The organism is Paraburkholderia sp. BL21I4N1, assembly GCF_002973525.1.
Taxonomy (GTDB): domain Bacteria; phylum Pseudomonadota; class Gammaproteobacteria; order Burkholderiales; family Burkholderiaceae; genus Paraburkholderia.
The window spans coordinates 310,203-331,295 of the sequence record NZ_PVEN01000001.1 but is presented as its reverse complement, the minus strand read 5'-3'; the positions used below and the strand labels follow the sequence as shown (position 1 = coordinate 331,295).

General features: G+C 62.5%; 19 protein-coding genes. 4 read left to right on the top strand and 15 right to left on the bottom strand.

Features of this window, described 5'->3' with window-relative positions:
- Positions 1 to 21 precede the first annotated feature (21 nt).
- From B0G83_RS01515 to B0G83_RS01485, 7 genes are all read right to left on the bottom strand, one after another.
- Complete coding sequence (locus B0G83_RS01515) at positions 22 to 774, bottom strand: peptidylprolyl isomerase (protein ID WP_105505666.1); 753 nt, start codon at positions 772 to 774, stop codon at positions 22 to 24.
- A 37-nt stretch (positions 775 to 811) separates the two neighbouring features.
- Positions 812 to 2,185: an HlyD family efflux transporter periplasmic adaptor subunit gene (locus B0G83_RS01510; protein WP_105505665.1), complete on the bottom strand. Its 1,374-nt coding sequence runs from the start codon at positions 2,183 to 2,185 to the stop codon at positions 812 to 814.
- The gene (locus B0G83_RS01505) at positions 2,163 to 4,808 is read right to left on the bottom strand and encodes an FHA domain-containing protein (protein WP_105505664.1); all 2,646 of its coding nucleotides are present in this window, start codon (positions 4,806 to 4,808) and stop codon (positions 2,163 to 2,165) included. The genes B0G83_RS01510 and B0G83_RS01505 overlap by 23 nt, the downstream gene beginning before the upstream one ends.
- Before the next feature lie 228 nt (positions 4,809 to 5,036).
- Positions 5,037 to 6,416, bottom strand: coding sequence for an efflux transporter outer membrane subunit (locus tag B0G83_RS01500; protein WP_105506526.1), 1,380 nt, complete (start codon positions 6,414 to 6,416; stop codon positions 5,037 to 5,039).
- A 300-nt stretch (positions 6,417 to 6,716) separates the two neighbouring features.
- The gene (locus tag B0G83_RS01495; RefSeq protein WP_105505663.1) at positions 6,717 to 6,992 is read right to left on the bottom strand and encodes a hypothetical protein; all 276 of its coding nucleotides are present in this window, start codon (positions 6,990 to 6,992) and stop codon (positions 6,717 to 6,719) included.
- Positions 6,993 to 7,272: 280 nt separating this feature from the next.
- Positions 7,273 to 7,707 (bottom strand): DUF4399 domain-containing protein, encoded by a 435-nt coding sequence (locus tag B0G83_RS01490; protein WP_105505662.1) that lies wholly within the window; start codon positions 7,705 to 7,707, stop codon positions 7,273 to 7,275.
- Between the two features lie 47 nt (positions 7,708 to 7,754).
- On the bottom strand, positions 7,755 to 8,258 hold the full coding sequence (locus B0G83_RS01485) for a DUF4399 domain-containing protein (protein WP_105505661.1): 504 nt from the start codon (positions 8,256 to 8,258) through the stop codon (positions 7,755 to 7,757).
- A gap of 366 nt (positions 8,259 to 8,624) precedes the next feature.
- Between B0G83_RS01485 and B0G83_RS01480 the strand changes: the two genes are divergently transcribed.
- Positions 8,625 to 10,628, top strand: coding sequence for an SUMF1/EgtB/PvdO family nonheme iron enzyme (locus tag B0G83_RS01480; protein WP_105505660.1), 2,004 nt, complete (start codon positions 8,625 to 8,627; stop codon positions 10,626 to 10,628).
- A gap of 34 nt (positions 10,629 to 10,662) precedes the next feature.
- On the opposite strand, the gene B0G83_RS01475 is transcribed toward B0G83_RS01480, so the two are convergent.
- Positions 10,663 to 12,885, bottom strand: coding sequence for a serine/threonine protein kinase (locus tag B0G83_RS01475; RefSeq protein ID WP_105505659.1), 2,223 nt, complete (start codon positions 12,883 to 12,885; stop codon positions 10,663 to 10,665).
- A 415-nt stretch (positions 12,886 to 13,300) separates the two neighbouring features.
- Here B0G83_RS01475 and B0G83_RS01470 point away from each other — a divergent pair, with 415 nt between their 5' ends.
- The 3 genes from B0G83_RS01470 (at position 13,301) to B0G83_RS01460 (ending at position 14,370) form a co-directional block, all read left to right on the top strand.
- Positions 13,301 to 13,582: a hypothetical protein gene (locus B0G83_RS01470; RefSeq protein ID WP_105505658.1), complete on the top strand. Its 282-nt coding sequence runs from the start codon at positions 13,301 to 13,303 to the stop codon at positions 13,580 to 13,582.
- A 97-nt stretch (positions 13,583 to 13,679) separates the two neighbouring features.
- Complete coding sequence (locus tag B0G83_RS01465; protein WP_105505657.1) at positions 13,680 to 13,964, top strand: hypothetical protein; 285 nt, start codon at positions 13,680 to 13,682, stop codon at positions 13,962 to 13,964.
- A 187-nt stretch (positions 13,965 to 14,151) separates the two neighbouring features.
- Positions 14,152 to 14,370 (top strand): hypothetical protein, encoded by a 219-nt coding sequence (locus B0G83_RS01460; protein WP_105505656.1) that lies wholly within the window; start codon positions 14,152 to 14,154, stop codon positions 14,368 to 14,370.
- A 398-nt stretch (positions 14,371 to 14,768) separates the two neighbouring features.
- Here the strand turns inward: B0G83_RS01460 and B0G83_RS01455 are convergent, their stop codons facing one another.
- The 7 genes from B0G83_RS01455 to B0G83_RS01425 all read right to left on the bottom strand — a co-directional run bounded on the left by B0G83_RS01455 (position 14,769) and on the right by B0G83_RS01425 (position 21,088).
- The gene (locus B0G83_RS01455) at positions 14,769 to 15,674 is read right to left on the bottom strand and encodes an oxaloacetate decarboxylase (RefSeq protein ID WP_105505655.1); all 906 of its coding nucleotides are present in this window, start codon (positions 15,672 to 15,674) and stop codon (positions 14,769 to 14,771) included.
- An 86-nt stretch (positions 15,675 to 15,760) separates the two neighbouring features.
- Positions 15,761 to 16,381: a 3-isopropylmalate dehydratase small subunit gene (leuD, locus tag B0G83_RS01450; protein ID WP_105505654.1), complete on the bottom strand. Its 621-nt coding sequence runs from the start codon at positions 16,379 to 16,381 to the stop codon at positions 15,761 to 15,763.
- Positions 16,378 to 17,796, bottom strand: coding sequence for a 3-isopropylmalate dehydratase large subunit (gene leuC / locus B0G83_RS01445; protein ID WP_105505653.1), 1,419 nt, complete (start codon positions 17,794 to 17,796; stop codon positions 16,378 to 16,380). Before leuC ends, leuD begins: the two co-directional genes overlap by 4 nt.
- Positions 17,793 to 18,683, bottom strand: a complete 891-nt coding sequence (locus tag B0G83_RS01440) for an oxaloacetate decarboxylase (protein ID WP_105505652.1) — start codon at positions 18,681 to 18,683, stop codon at positions 17,793 to 17,795. Before B0G83_RS01440 ends, leuC begins: the two co-directional genes overlap by 4 nt.
- A gap of 13 nt (positions 18,684 to 18,696) precedes the next feature.
- Positions 18,697 to 19,473 carry an ABC transporter permease gene (locus tag B0G83_RS01435; protein ID WP_105505651.1) on the bottom strand — a complete coding sequence of 259 codons (777 nt, stop codon included), beginning with the start codon at positions 19,471 to 19,473 and terminating at the stop codon, positions 18,697 to 18,699.
- Positions 19,470 to 20,228 carry an ABC transporter permease gene (locus tag B0G83_RS01430; protein WP_105505650.1) on the bottom strand — a complete coding sequence of 253 codons (759 nt, stop codon included), beginning with the start codon at positions 20,226 to 20,228 and terminating at the stop codon, positions 19,470 to 19,472. Before B0G83_RS01430 ends, B0G83_RS01435 begins: the two co-directional genes overlap by 4 nt.
- A complete protein-coding gene (locus B0G83_RS01425) occupies positions 20,225 to 21,088 on the bottom strand; it encodes an ABC transporter ATP-binding protein (RefSeq protein ID WP_035559865.1) in 864 nt (287 codons plus the stop codon). Before B0G83_RS01425 ends, B0G83_RS01430 begins: the two co-directional genes overlap by 4 nt.
- Positions 21,089 to 21,093 lie beyond the last annotated feature (5 nt).

Genomic DNA, 21,093 nt, shown 5'->3' with positions numbered 1-21,093 from the left:
GCGGGGTGTTCCGTTGCGGCGTTAACGCGCTTCGATGACGTGCTCCTGGGAGCGCGCGATCAGCCAGCTTTCGCGCAACAGGCGCCGGACTTCGGCGGCTACGTCGTCATCGAGCGCGGCCGGATATTTGGCGGTCACCGCAAAAATCTCGAAGCACGAGCGGTCCGCCGACGGAAACGGTCCGAGCAGATCGCCCACCGCCGCGTTGAAGATTTTCGCTTCAATGTCCGCCTTCAGCGAACCGCGCAACACCTTGCCGATCACGCCGCCCGCCTCGCGGGTATCCGCAATGGAATGCTCGCGTGCCATGTCGGCAAAGCTCTCGGGATCATCGTGCAGATACGAGATCATTTCCTTCGCCTTACCCTCGCTGTCCAGCACGATATGGCTCACTTCGATCGCATCGAACTTCGGCGAATTCAGTGCGAAATAGTCTTTGATCGCCGTGTCGTTGCCGACCTCGTCGAGCATCTTCTCCTGATACAGCCCGTCGGTAATGAAAGCCTCGAATTCGTCGAGACTCACATGGAGCGCATCGAGGTATTGATTCATATCCGTCGCGCGGTGCAGTCCACGCACGCGGCGGAACTGATCGGCGCGCTGCTGGATTTCGTCGGCGCTGACGGTCATGCCCTGCTTCTTCGCGGCATGCACGGTAAGCTTGTCGCGCACAATCTGCTCGATCAGGCTCTCGAACTGGCCGGTCAGTTTCAGAAGACGAATGAACTCGGCCACATCCACGACTTCGTCATCGATACGCACTATCGCGGTCATTTCATCCGCTCCTTTTATTGACATGTAATCCGCGCGTTCAACCCGCCACCTGGCGGAACGGATCAAGACCCAGATCGATCAGACGCCGCTCGCGCACCACGATTTCCGCACTCGCCGTCATGCCGTAGCGCAACGGGTAACGGGTGTCGGCAATCTGGTAGTAGTTTCGGTCGAGCGTGACACGGCCCTCGTACACCGGCTGTTTGTCCTGCAGCGACGGCTTCGTGGCCGGCGAAATATAGGCGAGCGTGCCGCTGATCAGCCCATAGCGCTGATAAGGAAACGCGTTGAATTTCAGTTTGACCGGCAGGCCTTCATGCAGAAAAGCACGGTCGTGTTCGGCGATCTCGATCTTCAACACGGGCCGCGCGTCTTTGGGCGCGATACCGCCGAGCGGCGCGTTCGCCTGGATCTTGTCGCCGCGCTGGGTCGACGTGACGTCGGTGATGACGCCCGAGACCGGCGCGAGGATCAGCAGAAAATTGTCTTTATCGATGTTCTCGAAGCGGATTCGCGCCGCCGCTTCGGCGACCAGCCGTGCGCTCTGCAATTGCAGGCGCGCCTTGTCTTCCGCGTCGGTGATGTCGCGGACCGCCGAGTCGTATTGCAGTTGCAGATCGGTCGTCTGCTGTCCGCTCGTTTCGAGTTGTGCATTCGCCTGTGCGTATTCGTGGCTCAGGCGGAAATCCAGTTCCGCGAGTTTCGATTGTGCGACCCGGTAGGCGTTGTCCGCTTCCAGCGCGGCGGTGCGCTTCTGCTCCACCTGCAATTCGGCAATGCCGCCGCCACCTGGTTGCGCGAACAACTGTGAATAACGGTCCAGCTCCTGGCGTGCCGCTTCGCGCGTGCGGCGTGCGTTATCGAGCACGCTGCGCGCTTCGTCGAGTTCGGCTTTTTGCCCTTCGGCGAGTTTGGTGGTGCCTTCGGAAACGCGGTTTTCGTGCAGACGGGATTCCACTTCCATTTGCGCCTTCAGCGCGGCGGCTTTGCGCTCCATCAGCGCTTTCTTCTCAGGAAACTGTTTCCAGTCGCGCTCGGCATCTTCGAGTTTGAGTTGCGCTTGCAATGCATTGCTGGCCGCTTCGATCGCGCCGCGTGCGTTCAGGCGCGCCAATACATCGCCCTTCGACACCGGCTGCCCTTCGGCGATATACAGATCGGCGAGTTCGCCGTCGATCGGTGCATAAATGCGGCGCACGTCCGACTCCGGCGACAAGGTGCCTTGGGCACTGACAATCACGTCCGCGCGCCCCACGAACGACCACAGCAGGCCGGCCACCACCAGCGCGACCATCGCCCAGATCAGCGCGCGCGCGATCCGCACCGGCTCGGCGGTGAGGATCGCGATGCCCTCGACGCTGTGATCCTCCAGCGCTTCGGACAACGGCCTAGGGTGATTGTCGCGTTTCACTCTGCTCGTCTCCGATCAACGCCAACTTGGCCTTCAGCAGGCCCGGATCCAGCACCATGCGCAATTCGGTCAGCGAACGGCGCTGCAAATCGGCTTCGGCGTCGATGTCGGCGAGAAGCCGGTCGAAGTCCGCGGGATGGTCGGCCTTCAACTGCGTAAAAATCCGCATGCCCTGCCGTGCCGCGCTCTGCGCGTCGGACAATAGCCGCGCCGCGCTGCGAAAACCCGGCGAAATCCCCGCTTCGAGCCGCTGCGTGCCGCCAATCGGCCCGTTCGCGCGATATTGTTTCCACAGGCTCTGCGCGCGCAGCAGCAGGTCTTGCGCACGCGCCAGCGCCTTATCGTGCAGCGCGGCTACGTCTTTCTGGATCGACTGCGCGAACCACACGTCGCTGACCGGATCCAGGCTTGCGTAGAACGACAGCAGACGTTCGTCGTAATCCTTGCCGCCACGCGTTTTCTGCAAATCGCCGAATTGGTCGAGCAAGGCCTTCTTATGCGTCTGCTCTGCTGCAAGCACGTCGGACCACGGTCCCGCAGGCATCGCCGCCAGACCCGCCAGCGCCTGCTGCGCATCGCCGCGTTGCCATGCTGCCGTCACCGCTGCCTGCCGCTGAATGACGTCCTGAGAAGGCAGGCGGCTTGCCGCCAATTGCTGAAACTGCGCCTGGAACGGCGGCGTGCTGAAACGCGTGGTTTTCAGCATCGCGAGCAGCGGCACCCATTGCCTGCCGAGCGCGGCATTCAATAGCGCCGTGTATTGCCGCAAATCGCCGCGCACCCGATCCAGCCCCGCGAGACGCGGATAACGCTGCGCGTAATCGTCGAGCACGGCGGGCAACGCGTCCGGTTTGTCGCGCGCCAGCTCGGTGCGGATCGTTCCATTCAGACGGTCGATCGCTGCCATGTACACCGAATCGTCGCTCTCCAGTTTGCGCAGATGGCTGAGCGCCTGCGCGTACGGCTCCGCGAACACCGGCACGTAGGATGCAATGCGATCGAGCGCACGCTGATGACTTTTGGCGTCGTCGTCCCAGCGTTGCAGCAAACCGGTGATGATGGTCTCGTCCGAGTACATGCGGATCGGCGCCTCCACGCCGCCGCGCACCGCGACGAACCGCTCCAGATCGCCTACCCACTGCAATTCGCCGATCAGCGACAGCGCGTCTGCATTGTTCGTGCTCAATGAACGCATCTCGTTGAGCTGCGTGTCGGCCTGATCGAATTGCGCTTTTTGCAGCGTATTCAGCCAGGCGGGGAGGCGCGCCTTCAGTAGCGCCTCGCTTGCCAGCGCGCTGACTTTCGTATCGGCGGGGTGATCCGCCAGGAAGCCTTTCGCTGCCGTGACCGCGCTGTTGTAATCGCCGCTCGCCAGCAGGTTCTTCAATTCGCGCTCGGACGAGCCGCGCAGATAGAGCGTCGACACCAGTGCAATCAGCACGACGAGGCCGACACCGCCCCACATGGCGATTCGCCGTACGCTCGTTCGATCGCCACCCGCGAACGCGTTGCTGAGTTCGCCGGCAATAAGACGCCAACGATGCGTGCGGCCCTTCGCGGCGCCCTTATTATTCGTGCCATGCGAACCACGCGCGTCAGCGGCCTCGTTCGTGCCATTTGCCGCGTGGGCGCCGTTCACATGCTCCGCGATACGAGCGTCACTCAGGCCGTTTCCCACTCGCGCCGCCGAGCCGGTCGCGTCGCGCCTGGTCGGTCCCGACCACGGCTGGGCGGCCTGATTGACTTCGTCTTCGCGTTGCCGCGCCGGATCGACGCAAAAGATATCGAGGAACGAATTCGCCGCGCCGACAAAGGTGGTTTTGTCGGCATCGGCGGTTTCGTCGGCGGCGGGGTGGAACACGAGTTGGGTCACGGTGGGCTCGACTTCAGGAGGCTTCTGCAGCGTCACCCTGTAGACGAAGTGATCGCCCCCAAATGCAAGCAGGTTGCCGTCCGCGAGCGGCAGCGCGGATTCGTCCAGGCGTTTTCCACCGACGAATGTGCCATTCGTGCTGCCGAGATCCTCGACATAGAATTCGCCGCTCTTCAGGAAAATGTGCGCGTGACGCCGCGAAATGTAATTGACCTGATGCGGGTAACGTTCCTTGTAGCGCGAGAAAACCTCGTCGGCTTTGCTGATGAGAAACGGGAAGGCTTGCACTTCGATGGGCTGCAAGCCGAGGTCGTCGCGCTGCGGTACCAATAGCAACGCCGACACGGGCGCTGAACCGGCTTCCGCGACGATCCGCGCACGCGGCTCGATACTCACCCGGTAGCAAAGCTCTCCGCCAAAGCACAACTCGTCGCCGGCGCGCACGCGGGCCGGCGTTTGCCGCACCGCGACGCCATTGACGGTCGTGCCGTTCTTGCTGTCGAGATCGGCGACGTACAACGCGCCCTGTTCCATGAAAACGCGTGCATGCCGACGCGAGAGCCGCGCGATCCGTTCGGCGGGGTAATCGGTGAAAGGCGCCTCGCTGCGGCCGATGGCGAACAGGTTGTCGACGATCCGGATGGCGTCGAGCGCGGGACGCTGCGCGGACGCAACCGGAGACAGCACCACGTCGAAGGCGGCGCCCGCTGTCACGCGCATCTCAGCAATCGGAGCTTCGCCGGTGGCCATTTTATCTGGATCACTAAGCGTTTACCCGTTGCGAAATACACGCAACGAAAACGGCACGAAGTACTACAGCGAAAGGAGCCTGTTCGAGCGAGCCGGGCGACAGCCGGCTTCTTAAGGATTGTAAGTCACGCATGGCGAGTGTCAATTTCCAGATGATCGGTGATAAAAGCAATCGGTACATCATCAGCAGCCGAAATACCCGCGCTGCGCGCCACGTTGCGGTTTCGCTCAGTGTTCCTTTACTTCGGCCTGTACGTCGACGCTCGGCCAACCGCCGCCGAGCGCCTTATAGAGGAGCACGGTGTCGGACAAAATCAGTTGATGGTTGGCGAGTAGAGACTGTTGCGCGTCCAGCAGCGTGCGCTCGGTTTCGAACACCTCCAGTTGCGACACCACGCCGAGACGCAATTGCGACTGGATCTGAGCGGCGACGATCTGCAAGCGGTCCACCTCCTGCTGCAACTCCACGCGCTGCTGTTTGTGAGAGTTCAGATTGACCAGCGCATTCTCCACTTCCTCGAACGCGCCCATCACGGCAACGCGGTACTGCTGTTCGGCCACCGTCGATTGCGCTTTCGTGACCTTCACATGCGCGCGCACGCCGGGATCGAGCAGCGGAATATTGATGCTCGGCATGAATCCGTAGGTAAACGATTTCAGCAAATCGGTCAGTGCGAAGCTGGCCGTACCGCCGTGCCCGGTGAGGCTAATGGTGGGCAATTGCGCGAGTTTCGCCTGGCCGACCAGGTCGTACGCTTCGAGTACTCTGAATTCCGCGGCCACCACGTCGGGACGCCGCGCCAGCAGTTGCGCAGGCAAACCATCAGGGACGGCCGGCAATTGCACGCGTTGCTGCAAATGGCCTTTAGGCAGCTGGAATTCGCCCGCCGGCACGCCGATCAGCGTACACAACGCGTTATTGGCGATATCGCGTGAACGGCGCAGTTCGAGCAACTGGTTCGTCAGGCGATTGATTTCCGCCTGCTGCCGCAGCACCTGGGTCTGCGGCACGATACCGTTGCGGCGCTGGCCCTCGTAGATCGAGAGAATCAGCTTATTGGTGGCGAGGGTTTTTTGCTGCTGCTCGATCTGGTCGTCGAATTGCAGAATCTGAAAGTACGTGCTGGAAACGTTCGATACCAGCTCCAGATAGCCCGCGCGCCAATCCGCTTCGCTGGCGTGAAATTCGGCCTTCTGCGCCTGAACGCCTTTTTCGACTTTGCCCCAGATATCGATGTCCCAGTTCACCTGAGTCGCAACGTTGTACTGCTTCGCGAACGTCTGGCCGGTGCTCTTTTCAAAATCGGCGCCGGCGCCGAGATCCATGGTCGGTAATGCGCCTGCTTTCGCTTCGCCGACTTGCGTACCGGCCACGTCGATTCGCGCGGCCAGCACCTTGATATCGAAGTTGCCGGCGATCGCTTTCGCGATCAACGTGTCCAGATACGGATCGCGGAAACCCTTCCACCAATCGGGTTCGATCGTCGCGGCGGCCGATACCGGCGCGCCTTTCTGGTCCGACCATGCGGTTTTCGCCGGTGTATCGGGACGCTGATACGCGGGCATGCTGACGTCGATACACGCGCCCAGCGAAAGCGCGCAGAGCATCGCCGCGCAAACGGCTCGCAGCGTGCGCACCGAGGCTTGCCAGAAGCGCTGATGGACCGGGAAATCAAGCAACGCGGACACGATGGTCTCCGATGACACCCATTTCGCTGCACGAGCAAAACGCACCTTGCCGATCGGCCATTTCGTGCGCGGCTTCGGTATTGAAGCTTGAAGCGGTGCCGGGAATCGAACGGTAGCGTTGGGGGCGTGAAAAGAACGATTGATCGCAGAATCTTTTTGAGTAGGGATCGGCGGTCGAACCACGGAAGCCCTTGAGGCCTCCGCGGTTCTCAACGCCGTTCAAACGTTGATGTTGTTGCTCGCGCTCACATGCGGGTTGATGGTGGTCGTGACGCCGGCCACGAACGCCGCATTGTTGCCGTTGGCGTTCTGGATGCTCATCGACGTATTGATCAACTGGGTCGCGTCGACGGTCTTGCTGTTGTTCGGCGCGTACACAGGGTCAAAGCTGAAGTACGACGACGACGGGTAGCCGTAGCCGCCGCGCACGGCGCTCATGGCCTTGCTGTCGAGTTGAGCGGTGATGGACAGGTCTTTGATGGTCAGCGTGTTCATGGTCAATCTCCTGGAAGGGAAGCTACACAGTCTTGCGGTTGGGTTCGAGCATCTTGTCTGCTCGAGTGTCACTAATGCATGGGCTGTGCCAGTTTCGCTTCACGCTCCTGAATAAATCAACGAACCGCTGTGGATAAAGGGCTGCGGGGAGCCGTCCCGTTGCTCGGCAAAACATGGCGACGAAGCGGCGTGCCATGGGTGGTGGCTCGTAGCCAACAAACGGTGTGATGCTGTTGGTCACCGTGTGACACTGCGCGGCGCAGACCGTAATCGCACGACGTCATCGCGCGATCACCGTGATCTTCTTCGAGTACACCGGTGGGTTGTGCGGCACATGCATGTCGTCGCCCATCAGCAGTTGCAACGTGTGCTTGCCCGGTGGCAACTGAATCATGGTTTCCGTTTCACCCGCGCCGAAGTGCAGATGATTGCGATCCGATGGAATTTCCTGATCCATCGGCGGCAGGTCGGTATCGATCAGCAGATGATGGTGGCCGGTATTCGGATACTTCACGCCTTTCGGCGCCACGCCCATGTAGCGCAGGCCGAACCAGACGCGGAAGGGTTTATTGGCCGCGACTACCTGGCCATCGTTCGGATAGCCAATATAAGCATGAGCGCCGGCCGGTGACGGTGTCGTACCGGCGACGGCGGGAATCGACGAAATCAAAGCCGCCGACGCCACCAGCGCCGCGACCGCGATGATCTTGAACATGAAGGTCTCTCCGTCCTGACGCGCCCGCGTGGAAGCAGCGAGCAACGCTAGTCTTTTTGCACGGTGATGGTGATTTTTTTCGAGTACACGGGCGGTACATGCGGCACGTGGTTGTGGTCGCCAAGAATGAGTTGCAACGTGTGTTTGCCCGGCGGCAACTCGATACGCGCATCGGTTTCGCCCGCGCCGAAGTGCAGATGATTGCGATCCGACGGAATTTCCTGGTCGAGCGGCGGCAGGTCGGTATCGATCAGCAGATGGTGATGCCCGGTGTTCGGAAACACGACGCCTTTCGGACACACGCCCATATTGCGCAGCCCCATGCGGACCCACAGCTTGCCGCCGTGAATCACCGCGCCGTCCGGCGGCCAGATGATGTACTCCTCGGCGCCCGGCGGCGAGGGGGTTTGCGCGGCGGCCGTCGCTGCGCGCGACACGACGCAAGCGAGCGCGGTGGCGAGAATCGCGCACAAGGCAGTACGACGCCTGGCGAAATGCGCCGCCACGCCATGCTGCCTGTGAGGATCAATAGGGGTGTGAGTTCTTCGCATAGCGCACTCTCCCGGAGAGGGTCATGGCCATCTCGGCCGCGCAAGGCAGACCGAGTGTTCCAGCCGAATTTCGCGGGCGCTCGCTCGATGGGTCGGCCGCCTAGTTAAAACGACCGTACCGCGTTACTTTGTGAATTAGCTTAGGACGTAACTTGCCAAAAAGATACGCCACACTCGTTAACCGTATAGCGCAATGAGGAGAAGCAGACCCTCGTGACGCGCAACGCGCGTGCTATCGTTATTAACAGGTTGCAGATGGATGGTCGATAGCGGCATCGATACCTTGTCCGATGTACTCCGGCGATTGCGGCGTGCGTCGCGGTCCTCGAATGCCTATGTTCTGTCCGGATCAAACAGGATGTGAAGATGTGGCGAATATTCCTGCTGGTATGCATGGCCGGGGCAATTCAGGCGCATTGGGATCATGCTCGTGCCGCGACGCTACGCGACAGTGCGAGTGACACCACGGCGAATGCCGCCGCCGGTTTTAACGGCGCGATTTCGCCATTCAGGCTACGACGGGACGATTCACCTTCGCCGCGTGTTGCGCTCGTGATTGGCAATGGCGAATATAGCCATCAGCCGGGTGCGAAGGTAGATGCGGTCCGCGATAATGCGCCGCGAGATGCGGAGGCCATGCGTGAGAGCCTTCGCGCGCTCGGCTTCGCGGTCATCCTGCGGACGAATGCGTCGCCGTCGCAAATGAGGGAGGCTATTGCGCAATTTCATCGACGGTTGCAAACGGGAGGAGTCGGGCTTTTTTATTTTGCCGGACACGGTATGCAGATCGGCGGGCAGACGTTGCTGGTTCCGGCTGGCCTCGATATCAACGCGCCCGCCGCGTTAGTGCGAAACGGCCTCGACCTGAATGAGGTGATGCAGGCAATGGCTTCGCCGCATCCGCGTCATCGCCAGCTCAACCTCGTGATCCTCGACACGTGTCTGAACAATCCATTCTCGGCAAGCACGCGCTCTGCGGCACTCGAGCTACCGCCCAACACCATAGTTGCGTACGCAACGGCGCCTGGCGGGTTTGCAGCAGACGGCGCACTGCACGGCGTTTATACGAACGCATGGCTGCACGCGCTTCACGATGCGCCAACGGACTCTCTGCCGACTCTGCTGCGACGCGCAGCGATTTACACTCGCAACGCGACCGGTGGCGAGCAAACGCCGCGGATTGCATCGTCGCTACCTCACGAAATCAACGACGCGGAGGCTATTGAACCGTCCGCGAACTCCGCCCCCCAAGAACAGGTCGTCGACTTGCATAGCCGCGGCATTCTTCCGAAAGATAGCAGCGAACAGTATGAAATCACGTTCTGGAATTCGATCAAGGACAGCAACTACCCGGGCGATTACGAAGCGTATTTAAAGGCCTATCCGAACGGCCGCTTCGCCACGCTGGCGCATGCGCGTATCGACCGCTTGCGTGCCGCGTCGGCGGCGAGCGCGCCGACGTCTGCTGCGGTGCCGCCAGGCACACCGGCACCGCAAGCCGGAAAGCCAGTCGCGCCAACCACGCCAACCGCACCGGCTAACCCCACTGCGCAAGAACATCCGCGCCCCGCTCCCACACCCGGCGCCCCACCCGCTGCCGCTGCGGTTGCTGCCGCCGCCGTTGCGCAAAAGCCCACAACCCATCCCCCCACCGCAGGTGAAAGCCGCGACTGTGCCACCTGTCCGATCATGATCCCCATACCGGCCGGCGCGTTCGCCATGGGCAGCAATACCGACGACCCTTCCGAGAAACCAGTCCACCACGTAACGATCGGCGCGCCGTTCGCGATCGGCAAATTCCCGGTAACAGTCGACCAATGGAACGCGTGCGTCGCCGCCAACGCATGTCAAAAACTCACGCCGGAGAACAACCCGAACAAGGCTGCGCCCGCGCGCGATCTCAGTTGGGACGACGCACAGCAATACGTGAAGTGGCTCGGCAAAATCACCGGCAAGCCCTACCGCTTACCCACCGAAGCCGAGTGGGAATACGCGGACCGAGGCGGCACTGTTACGAAGTACTGGTGGGGCGATCAGATGCACAAGGGCAACGCCAATTGCAAAGATTGCGGCGATCCGTGGCACAAGGAAGGTCCTGAGGCCGCCGGTTCGTTCGCGCCGAATCCGCTCGGTCTGTACGACATGAATGGCGGCGTCTGGGAGTGGACCGCCGACTGCTGGCACAACACGTACCAGGGCGCGCCCGCCGACGGTCATGTGTGGGATAACCCCGGCTGCGATATGCGAGTGATTCGCGGCGGCTCATGGCGCGAAGGCGGCGACTACATGCTCAGTGCGACGCGCTTCAAGTACAGCTCGGGGGTACGGCAATCGCAGGACGGTCTGCGGGTCGTTAAAGATATCAAGTGATTCCATCGAGCGCATCGCCACCGCTGCTCGCCGCTCAAGGCGTGGCGGGCTTCGTCGTAATCGGCGCAAAGTCGGCGACGATGCGATCCTGACCATATTTACCGCCGATCTGCGCGAGCCGTGCTTCGAGCGCACGCAGATAATCGGCACGCGGTTCGCTTTCGGGGCGCGGCTTGTCGAATAGCGCGACCGGTGTAATCAGCAACACCACCATCTCCGATCCAAACGGTTTCGAAATGATCCAGTCGCCCGCGCTGCCGATCGTCGCCGAATAGTGCGGCGGCGCCTGATTGTCTTTCGCGCGCGGACTCGGGACCATGTGCACGACGCTGCCATCGAGCTGGTAATAGTCCAGATTCACGTACGAATCGTAGGCCGGCGTGACCACATCGACGACCAGCGGGTTGCCTTCGGTGAGTTGTCCACCGGGCGGCCGCACATGCAGGGCCGCAACGCGTCCGGTTTGCCAGTTGCGCGTCCAGTACGGGGCGAGTGCTTTGACGGTGTCGCATTTGTCGTCGGCGAGCGCGTCGACATCGAGCGCGACCGTATCGACGCCGGGCAATGCCGACAAGGTTTCCTTCAGATGCGCCTCCCCGTAGCGCTGCGAGACATAGCCGCGCACAGACAGCGAATGATCCTGAGTCGAGGCAGAAAGCGCGGAGCATGGCACCTGCGCTAGTGCCGGCGCTATCGCTGCCAAGGTTAGCGCCGGTTTGGGTACGGGCGGTGTGGGCGGTATGACCGGCGGCGCAGCAAGCGCGACGCGAGGCGACGCGCCGGCTGAAGCTGCGGACGCCAACGCGGACGCAGGCACGGACGGCGACGCAGCAGGTGTCGAAAGCGCTGCTGAAACCGGGGCCGAAGACACGGCGGAAGCCGGCGCATCCACGCCACTTGCCGCCGAAGAAGCAGTCTGCTCGGCCGCCGCTTGCGACGCCGCCGACGCAACCGTCTCCCCCTGCCGACTCGGCGCCGACCGCAGTGCAAACACGCCGACCACCGCCGCACACACCACCGCAAAACCCGCGAGCCCCGCTTTCGCCAACGTACCCGACTTCTCCGCGCGCGCTTCATTGTCGAATTCGGCGATGAAGCGCGTCACGCTCGGCATGCGTGTATTGCGATCGAACGACAGCGCGGCGCGCAACGCACGCCACTGTTTCGTGTCGAGATTAGGCGGCCGCTGCAGCTTGAAATCCGCGTTGCGTGCCTGAGTGGCCGACAATCGGTCATACGGGTGGTGGCCCGTCAACAGTTCGTACGTGATGCAGCCCAGCGCATAAATATCGTCACGCGGATCCGGCTCGCGATGCTCGATCATCTCCGGGCTCGCATACGCAGGCGTCAACGCGCCGAGGCTGCCGGGGTCGAAGACCGTCGCGTCGCTCTCCTCTTCCGGCCGCTGAAACACGCGGGCAATACCGAAGTCGATCACTTTCACTTCGGCATTCGTCGTGAGAAACACGTTGGCGGGCTTGAAATCGCAATGGACGAAGCCACGCTCATGCGCATAGGCGAGCGCGCTGCACATGCCGCGCACGATCGGCAGCGCCGCGCGCACCGGCATGCCCTGATAGCCCGGCGTACGCAATAGCTGGCTGAGCGGCTTGCCGGTCAGGTACTCCATCGTCAGATAGACGATCGGTCCGTCGCGATCGAAGTCGTACACCGTGATGATGTTACGGTGCGCGAGCACCTGCGCCTTGCGCGCCTCGCGCTGCAGCGCAACCAGCGAGTTCGGGTTGCCGCGAAACTGGACGTTGAGCACCTTGATCGCAAGATACGGTTTGCGATCCGACGCCTCCAGCTTGCGCAGATCGAGCGCCTTGTAGACAGTACCCATGCCGCCCACGCCGAGACATTCCTCGAGCACGAAGCGGTTGTTCAGCGTGTCGCCGGTGCCTTTGATCTGATCGTGTCCGGCCGCGCCCGGTGCATTGCCGGTGTTGCTCCCGCTCGCCGCGTAGCTGCCGCCCATGCCGTGCAGCGATGGAATCTCGACCGTGGTCTGAATGCCGGTTTCCTCGCCGCCCGCAGCGACGTTCGACACCCGCAACTGTTCGATGCGGCGGCGCACTTCCACGTACAGATCGTCGGGTAACGGCGACTTGCGTTGCGCGCTGCCGAGCATCTCCAGCAGCTGCGTGGGACCGAGTCCTTCGGTCGTCAACGTGCTGTCGAGTTGAGCGACGAACTCGTCACGGGACAGGTCGCCGCTCTGGAAGTCGTGAATCACACGCGCAAGGCTAGCCATGTGTTCGAAGCGCTGCCGCTGCCGTTGAGCCGAATTTCGTGCGGCGGACGCCGCTCCGGCTGGGAGAGAACCTGTCGTAACCAGTTACATGTGCCGGTTCGATACTAGCGCCAGGTCGGCGCTTTCGCAAACCAGGATTGCCCCGCTGCGCACTCGGCGCGGTGGTGTCGTGCGATAGCCAACAGCTTGCGCGTGTTTGTCGGGTGCGCACCGTCAGTCTCGAATCGCGCCGACATGCCGCAGCTACGTGCGTGGCCTGCGCGCTTAACGCGAAAGCCTTACGCAATGGGCCTTCCAAAACTTTATTAGGAACCTTGAATAAAACTGGCACAGCCCATGCATTAGTGACACTCGAGCAGACAAGATGCTCGAACCCAACCGCAACACTGTGCTGTTTTCTTCCAGGAGATTGACCATGAACACGCTGACCATCAAAGACCTGTCCATCACCGCTCAACTCGACAGCAAGGCCATGAGCGCCGTACGCGGCGGCTACGGCTACGGTTACCCGACGAGCTCGTACTTCAGCTTCAGCCCCGTCGTCGCGCCGAACAACAGCAAGACCGTCGACGCCACGCAGCTGATCAATTCGTCGATGAATATCCAGAACGCGAATGCCAACAACGTCGCCTTCGCCACTGGCCTGACCTCGACGATCAACCCGAGCATCACGTCGAGCAACAACATCCACGTGTAATGCCCGGCGCGGCGAAGCATCGGCCCACGTGCTCCCGGTGGCCCGCTTCGCCGCGTCAGGATCCGATTTGTCTTCCGCGCACCTTTGGAGAATCACCATGTCATCCCTCATGATTCGCGATCTGTCCCGCACCCGCGAGCTCGACCGGCGCGCCATGTCGGCGGTAGTCGGTGGCACCGGCAGCAGCGTGCCGGGCCTGCCTTCGATCTCCGGCCTCGGCGGCATCGCCAACGTCAACGTCTCGGTGAACCAGAACCTCACCCAGATGCAGTACGTCAACGTTGCCGCACTCAACAATGTCGGCGTGATCGGCGCGGGCTTCGGGCCGCTGCACCTGGAGGTCAGCCCTTCGCTGTCGGGTGCCAATTTCGCCAGCGTGTAACGAACCGCCGTCGCGATGCGCCGGGGACTGCGTAACACCGCGGCGGCTCGTGCATAAACACCCGGCGAGCCTTAACCAGATTTCCTATACTGCTTGTGCGAGGAGACCTCAGCACATTCAGCAGCACAACGAGCGGCGTCCGGACCATCGCACCGGCCAGCCGCTCGACTTCTCTTACGGAGCCGCCATGACCCAGCTCGTCATCAAAGACCTCAGCGACAACGTCGAACTCGACCGCGAGGCGATGGCCGCCATTGTCGGCGGCGCGCGTATCGGCGCACGTTCGAGCCTGGCCGTGCCCTTGGTGCCGGCGTCGGCCCGCGTCGTCGATTACCCACCCGGCTTTCCGGCCGCGCATCAGGCGATCGTCAAGGCTGCGATGCAACGCAAAACGCCGCGCGCTTAGTCCGCGGCCGAGGCATTGACGTCGCGGCCTTCGGAGGCCGCGCACAGGGCACCTACCTATAGGACGCAAGAGCCGTCCGCAATTTGGAAATACGATGCCCCGTCATGCATTCATGCGTGACGGGGCATCTGCTTTTTCGACCTGGCGATTGTCCGCATGCAGTGACGTTAGCCACGGCGCGCTCACCTATGCCGATAAGGACGCCACGTGGTTCGATGCACGCCGTCCGCCAATCGCCCGCGTTATTCGGACAGCTTGCCGGCGTATCTGTGATTGCGGCGTACCAAATGAGGTCTTCGCGTCTACGCCTGGACATCTCGTTCAAACAAGCGGAAACGCGGCGGGGAACGTTGGTTGGACCGGCGCAAAACCAGTCGCCGGTCCAACGTCGACTTACTTCATGCGGCGTCGGCCTTACGCTCCAGCTCCGCATTCGCCACGTTATACGACGCTTCTATCGCCACTGCTTCGTCGAGGCCGACAAAACGGTTGAAGTCTGTAAATGACGTCAGACGATCCGCGACCGCATCGGTCGACCCTTCGCGCAAGAAGATTTCCATCATCTCCTTGACGGCCTTGTGCGTCGCGAGCATCGATTCGATCGGACAAAGCGTGTAGTCGAAGCCGAGCTTGTATACCTGATCGAGCGTCAGATAAGGGCTTTTGCCGGTGCGCGCCATATTGAACAGGATCGGCTTGCCGAGCGGTTTCAATCTTCGCACCAGTTCCTGCATGTGCTCGATGCTTTCCGGCGCATCCGCATAGAGACCGTCCGCGCCGGCTTCGGCGTAGGCAGTCAACCGGTCTATCGCGTCGTCGATTCCCGTGACGGCAATCGCATCGGTGCGCGCCACCACGAAGAAATCCGGATCGGTGCGCGCGGCCAGCATGGCGCGCAATTTTGCTTGCATCTCTTCCTTGGGAATCACCTGCTTGCCCGCAAAGTGGCCGCATTTCTTCGGCACCGCCTGATCTTCCAGATGCAGCACCGAAGCGCCCGCCTCTTCCCACAACCGAATCGTGCGCTGCACGTCGAGAATGCCCCCGTAACCGGTGTCGGCATCGGCGAAAACCGGCAGCGATGTTGCCCGGCAAATCCGCCGGATGTGGTCGAACATCTCCGTCTGGGTCAGTAGCCCGACATCCGGCTCGCCGGCCAGAATGCCGGACGCCGCGAACCCGCTCACATAGATCGCTTTGGCGCCCGCCTGCTCTGCGAGCTTCGCGGTCAACGCGTCGTGCGCGCCGAGGCAAACGAAAGGTGGGGACTTCAACAACGCTCTGAAACGTGCGGAACGGCTCACGGTGCTTCTCCCAGTCAAGGTCGGATCGGTCGATACTCGTGACACGGGGCTCGCGCAACGGTTCGCGCCGGTCCCATGTCGGCGCGCTATCGCGGCAGGTAAGCCCAGGCACGCCTCGCGCGATCCTCGCGGCGAAAAGCGTCGATGTCGCTCGCGAGACGCAGCGTCTGGTCGACCTCGTCGAGACCTTCGAGCAACACCGCGCGACGCGCAGCGTCGAATTCGAACGGGATCGGCGGCAATCCGCGCGTGCGAATTTCGAGGGCGCGTAAATCGATTTCGATCGATTCGCCGTCCGCCGCGACTGCGGCCAGCGTGTCGATCGCCGCAGCGTCGAGACGCAGCGGCAGCAGCCCATTCTGCAGACAATTGTTGAAGAAGATATCGCCGAACGAAGGCGCGATCACGCAGCGAATGCCAAACTCCTCGAGCGCCCACACCGCCATTTCACGCGAACTGCCACAACCGAAATTCGCGCCGCCCAGCAGAATCGAAGCGCGCCGGAAAGCGGGCTGATTCAGCACGAAGTCTTCGCGCTCGCCCTGCTCGGGACCGCCGTCGCGATAGCGTAGCGTTTCGAATAGCCACGGCCCAAGCTGGCCGCGCACGAGTTGCGAGATTCGTTCGATACGAATGATCAGGTCGGTGTCGACGTTATTGCGCAGCAGCGGCGCGGCCGGACCCTTGACTACCGTGAACGCTTTCATCGTACGACTCCGGCCCGCGCGGGCGCGGCGATATGGCCTGCCAGCGCGCTGGCCGCCGCGACAGCGGGACTCGCCAGATGCGTGCGCGCACCCGGTCCTTGCCGGCCGACAAAGTTACGATTCGACGTCGACACGCAACGCTCGCCACGCCCTACCACGTCGCCATTCGCGCCCACGCACATCGAGCAGCCGGGCTCGCGCCAGTCGAAGCCCGCCGCGCGGAATACTTGCGCGAGGCCTTGCGCTTCCGCTTCCCGCGCGACGCTCAACGAACCCGGCACCACCCACGCGGTGACGCCGTCGGCCACATGGTGTCCCGCGACGACGCGCGCGGCGGCCTGCAAATCTTCGATACGGCTGTTGGTGCATGAGCCGATAAACACGCGGTCGATGCTCAACTCCTCCAGATGCTGCCCCGCGTGTACGCCCATGTAATCGAGCGCGCGTTGCAGCGCTTCACGGCGCGCCGGATCGGTTTCCTCGACGGGGTCGGGCACGGCGGCGTCGATCGCGATCACATGCTCGGGGCTCGTGCCCCACGTGACCTGCACCGCAATCGCCGACGCGTCGATCTCGACTTCGCGGTCGAAGAGCGCGCCTTCGTCGCTCGGCAGGCGGCGCCAGTCTTCCAGCGCCGCGTCGAAGCTCGCGCCTTGCGGCGCGTAGGGGCGCTCGCGCAGATAGGCGAACGTCACGTCGTCCGGTGCGACGAGGCCGAACTTGGCGCCGAGTTCGATTGTCAGGTTGCAGAGCGTCAACCGCGCTTCCATCGATAACGCCTCGACCGCCGCGCCGGCGAACTCGACGGCGTAACCCGTCCCCGCGCTGGCGCCGAGCGTGCCGATCACGTACAGAATCATGTCCTTGGCGGTAACGCCTTCGTCAACGTTGCCGTTGAAACGGACCCGCATGGTGCGCGGTTGCTTCTGACGCACGGTTTGCGTGGCAAGCACATGCACCAGTTCGGTCGAGCCGATGCCGAACGCCAGCGCACCCATCGCGCCATGCGTACAGGTGTGGCTATCCGCGCAAACGATCAACGTGCCCGGCAACGACAAGCCCAACTCCGGACCAATCACGTGCACGATGCCCTGCCTGCCCTCCGCCCCGATATCGAAGAGAGGAATCGCGTGCTGCGTCATCTGCTCGCGCATCGCGTCGACCATCGTCGTGCTCCAGTCCGCGTCGCCGGCGCGGCGTCCGGGTTGCGTGGAGATCACATGATCGAGCGTCGCGAAGGTCAATTCGGGAGCGCTGACCGGCAATTCGCGCGCTTCAAGCACGCGGATCGCTTCGACGCCGGTCAGTTCGTGCATCAGATTGCGGTCCACCTGCAACAGGTCGACGCCACCCGGCAATTTAGCAATCGTGTGGCTGTCCCAAAGCTTGTCGAACAGTGTGCGCGGCGCGTTCATGATGCCGCCTCACCGCTTTGCGCGTGGCGTTTCTCGAACGCCCATACCTCGGGAAAGCCGACCAGTTCGTGCAACTGGTCCATCGTGAACGACGGCACCTGCAAATCTAGCGAGTCGCCGTGTTCCAGCAGATGACGGTACGCGCTGTCCAATGCGGAAGTTGCGGCCGCCATGCCGATCGACGGATAGATCGCGATGCTGAAGCCCCACGCTTTCAGCGTGCTACTTGCGACCACCGGCGAGCGGCCCGTGGGCACCATATTGGCGAACAGCCACGCGCCGCAATCGGCAAGCTCGCCGCCAATCCGCTCGAATTCGTCAGCGCTTTCGGGCGATTCGACGAACACGATATCCGCGCCCGCGCGAGCAAACGCCTTGCCGCGCCGGATCGCTTCGTCGAGGCCGAGCGTGGTGCGTGAATCGGTTCGTGCAATGATCAGCATGTCGTCGCTGCGGCGCGCTTCGAGCGCGACTTCGATTTTCTTCAGCATGTCGTCTAGCGGCACGACCTGACGGCCCTGGGTATGGCCGCATTTTTTCGGCATCACCTGATCTTCCATCTGGATCGCCTGCACGCCGGCGGCTTCGTAACCGCGTACGGTGTGCCGCACATTGAGCAGGCCACCGAAGCCTGTATCCGCGTCCGCGATCAACGGCTTGCCGATACCTTCGGCGATTTGCCGCGCACGTCCCACCATGTCCGCATAACTGACGAGTCCCGCATCGGCCACGCCCAGATAGGAGCCTGACACGCCGTAGCCGGTCATGTACAGCGCCTCGAACGGCAAGCGATCGGCGACCCGCGCCGAGAACATGTCGAATACACCGGGCGCGACGACAAAGCGTCCGCTCTTGAGAATCGCTTTCAGCTTTCCGGGAGTACTCATCGAACGCTCCTGCTCAATTGCTGTGGGTAAGACGCCGTTGCCACGCCAGCAACAGCAGATTGACGAGCGTCGCGAAGACGAACAGCAGCAGCGCGAGTGCCATGATCGTGCTGGTCTCGCTGCGGTTCATCGCAATCATCAGCATGTGGCCGATACCGCTTTGCGACGCGAACATCTCGCCGATCAGCGTGCCGAGCAGCGTCAGCGAAAAACCGATCCGCAGGCCGGCGACCACTTCCGGCACACACGCGGGCAGCAGAATACGACGCGCGAACGCGACGGGACTCAGCCGGTACGTGCGCGCTGCTCGCGTATAAATGGGCGGCATGTTGCGCACGGCGTTCATCGTGAAGATCGTGATCGGTACGATGCCGTGCATCACGCCGAACACGATCTTGGCCCACAGGCCCAGGCCGAACGCGAGCAGCACGACCGGATACAGCGTGACTTTGGGAATCGAGTAGAAGCCCATCATCAGCGGCTCCATGACGTCGCCGGCCAGTTTGCGCGCGCCGAGCAGCATGCCGAGGCACACCCCGCAGATTGCCGAGATCAGAAACGCCGAACCGAACGCGAACGCGGTCACGTACAGGCTCGCCGGGAAATCCGGGTCGCTGACAATATGAACCGCGCGCACCAGCGTACGCCACGGCGTGGTGAGCACGTCCGGACCCAGCATCTCGCTCGATACCTGCCAGAGCACGGCCAGCACGACGAGCAGCACCGCGCCGTCGAGCCAGCGCCGCGCGTGCCGCGGTTTGATTGTGTGCGCAACGACGATCGTGCTCATACCATCTCCCTGCGGATCCGCCGGTACAGACGCGCTTCGGCCGAGCGCAACAACGCGTTGACGGTGCCGACGAACAGCAGCATCAACACCATCAGACCGTACATGGTCGGGTTGTCAAAGTTGTTGTATGCAAAGGCAATCTGATAGCCGAAACCCGAACCCGACAGGACGAATTCACCGGCCACGACGGCGATAAACGCATATACCACCGTCAACTTGATGCCGGTAAACACAAACGGCAAACTCGACGGCAACGTGATCAGGCGAATTTCATCGAACGTATTCAGACGGCACACGCGGGCCGTGCGCAGCAGAACACGCGGCACGCGCTCCAGACCGTTGAGCGTATTCACCGCCATCGCGACCACCGCGAACAGAAAGCCGATGCCCACCAGCGGCCAGCGATTCAGGCCGAGCAGCACGATCAGGATCGGGTAGAGCACGAACACCGGCACGGCGTAATACGACAACAGCAGCGGATCGAGCACACGCCGCACGCGCGGCAACCGGAACAGCAGCACGCCGCCGACAAAACCCACCACCACCGCCAGCGCCACCGCGAGCAACGCGCTGCCGAGGGTTTGCAGAATGTCGGACGTGTATTCGCCGGACACCAGCAGTTGCACGGCGCTCACGATCATCCGCGACGGCGGAATGAACGAAACCGGATTGATCCACGCGGCGCGGCTCGCGATCTCCAGCAGCACGATCAGCCCGACGATCAGACCGAGCCGCCAACGCGCGGCGGTATTCATTGCTGGCTCCCGAGCGCTTTCAGCGCCTCTTCACGCAACAGGCCCCACACTTGCGCGGTCAATTCGCCGAAACGCGCGTCGAGCGCCGTCGTGCTGTCACGCAAACGCGGCCAGCCGGTGTCGATCGTCGCGATGAAGCGGCCCGGACACGCCGACATCACGCCGATGCGGTCGGACAGCAACACGGCTTCGTCAATGGAGTGAGTGATCAGCAACACGGTCGCGCCGGTATCGCGCCAGAGCTTCAAGGTTTCGTCGCCCATCAGCAGACGGGTTTGCTGATCGAGCGCGCCGAACGGTTCATCGAGCAACAGCAGGCGCGGCCGCACCACCATGGCGCGCGCGATGCAAACCCGCTGGCGCATGCCGCCCGACAGTTGCGCGGGGTAGGCGCTCGCAAACCGTTTGAGTCCCATGAACGACAGCGCGTGGTCGACCCTCTCGCGCACTTCCGCCTCGGCGACGCCTGCCTGACGCGCGGCGAACGCCGCGTTGTCGAAGACGTTGAGCCACGGAAAGCTCGCGTCTTCCTGAAACACCACGGCGACTCCGTCCGGCACTTCCGCGCCGACCGGTTTGCCTTCGAACGTCACCGTCCCGCCGCTGGCGGGATTCAAGCCGGCCAGCACATCGAGTAGCGTGGACTTACCGCAGCCTGATGGCCCCACCACGGAGAAGAACTCGCCTGCACGCAATTCGAGGCTCACGGGGCCGAGCGCGTGAAACGGCGGCTTGCCGCCGGTGCCCGGATAGATTCGCGTGACGTCGGTAAGCGTGGCTTCGATACGCTTGCCGTCGGGCGACAGCGCACTCGGCGCGACCACCGAGATATTGGCTTTCTGGCGAGATAGTGCGCTCATCGCGT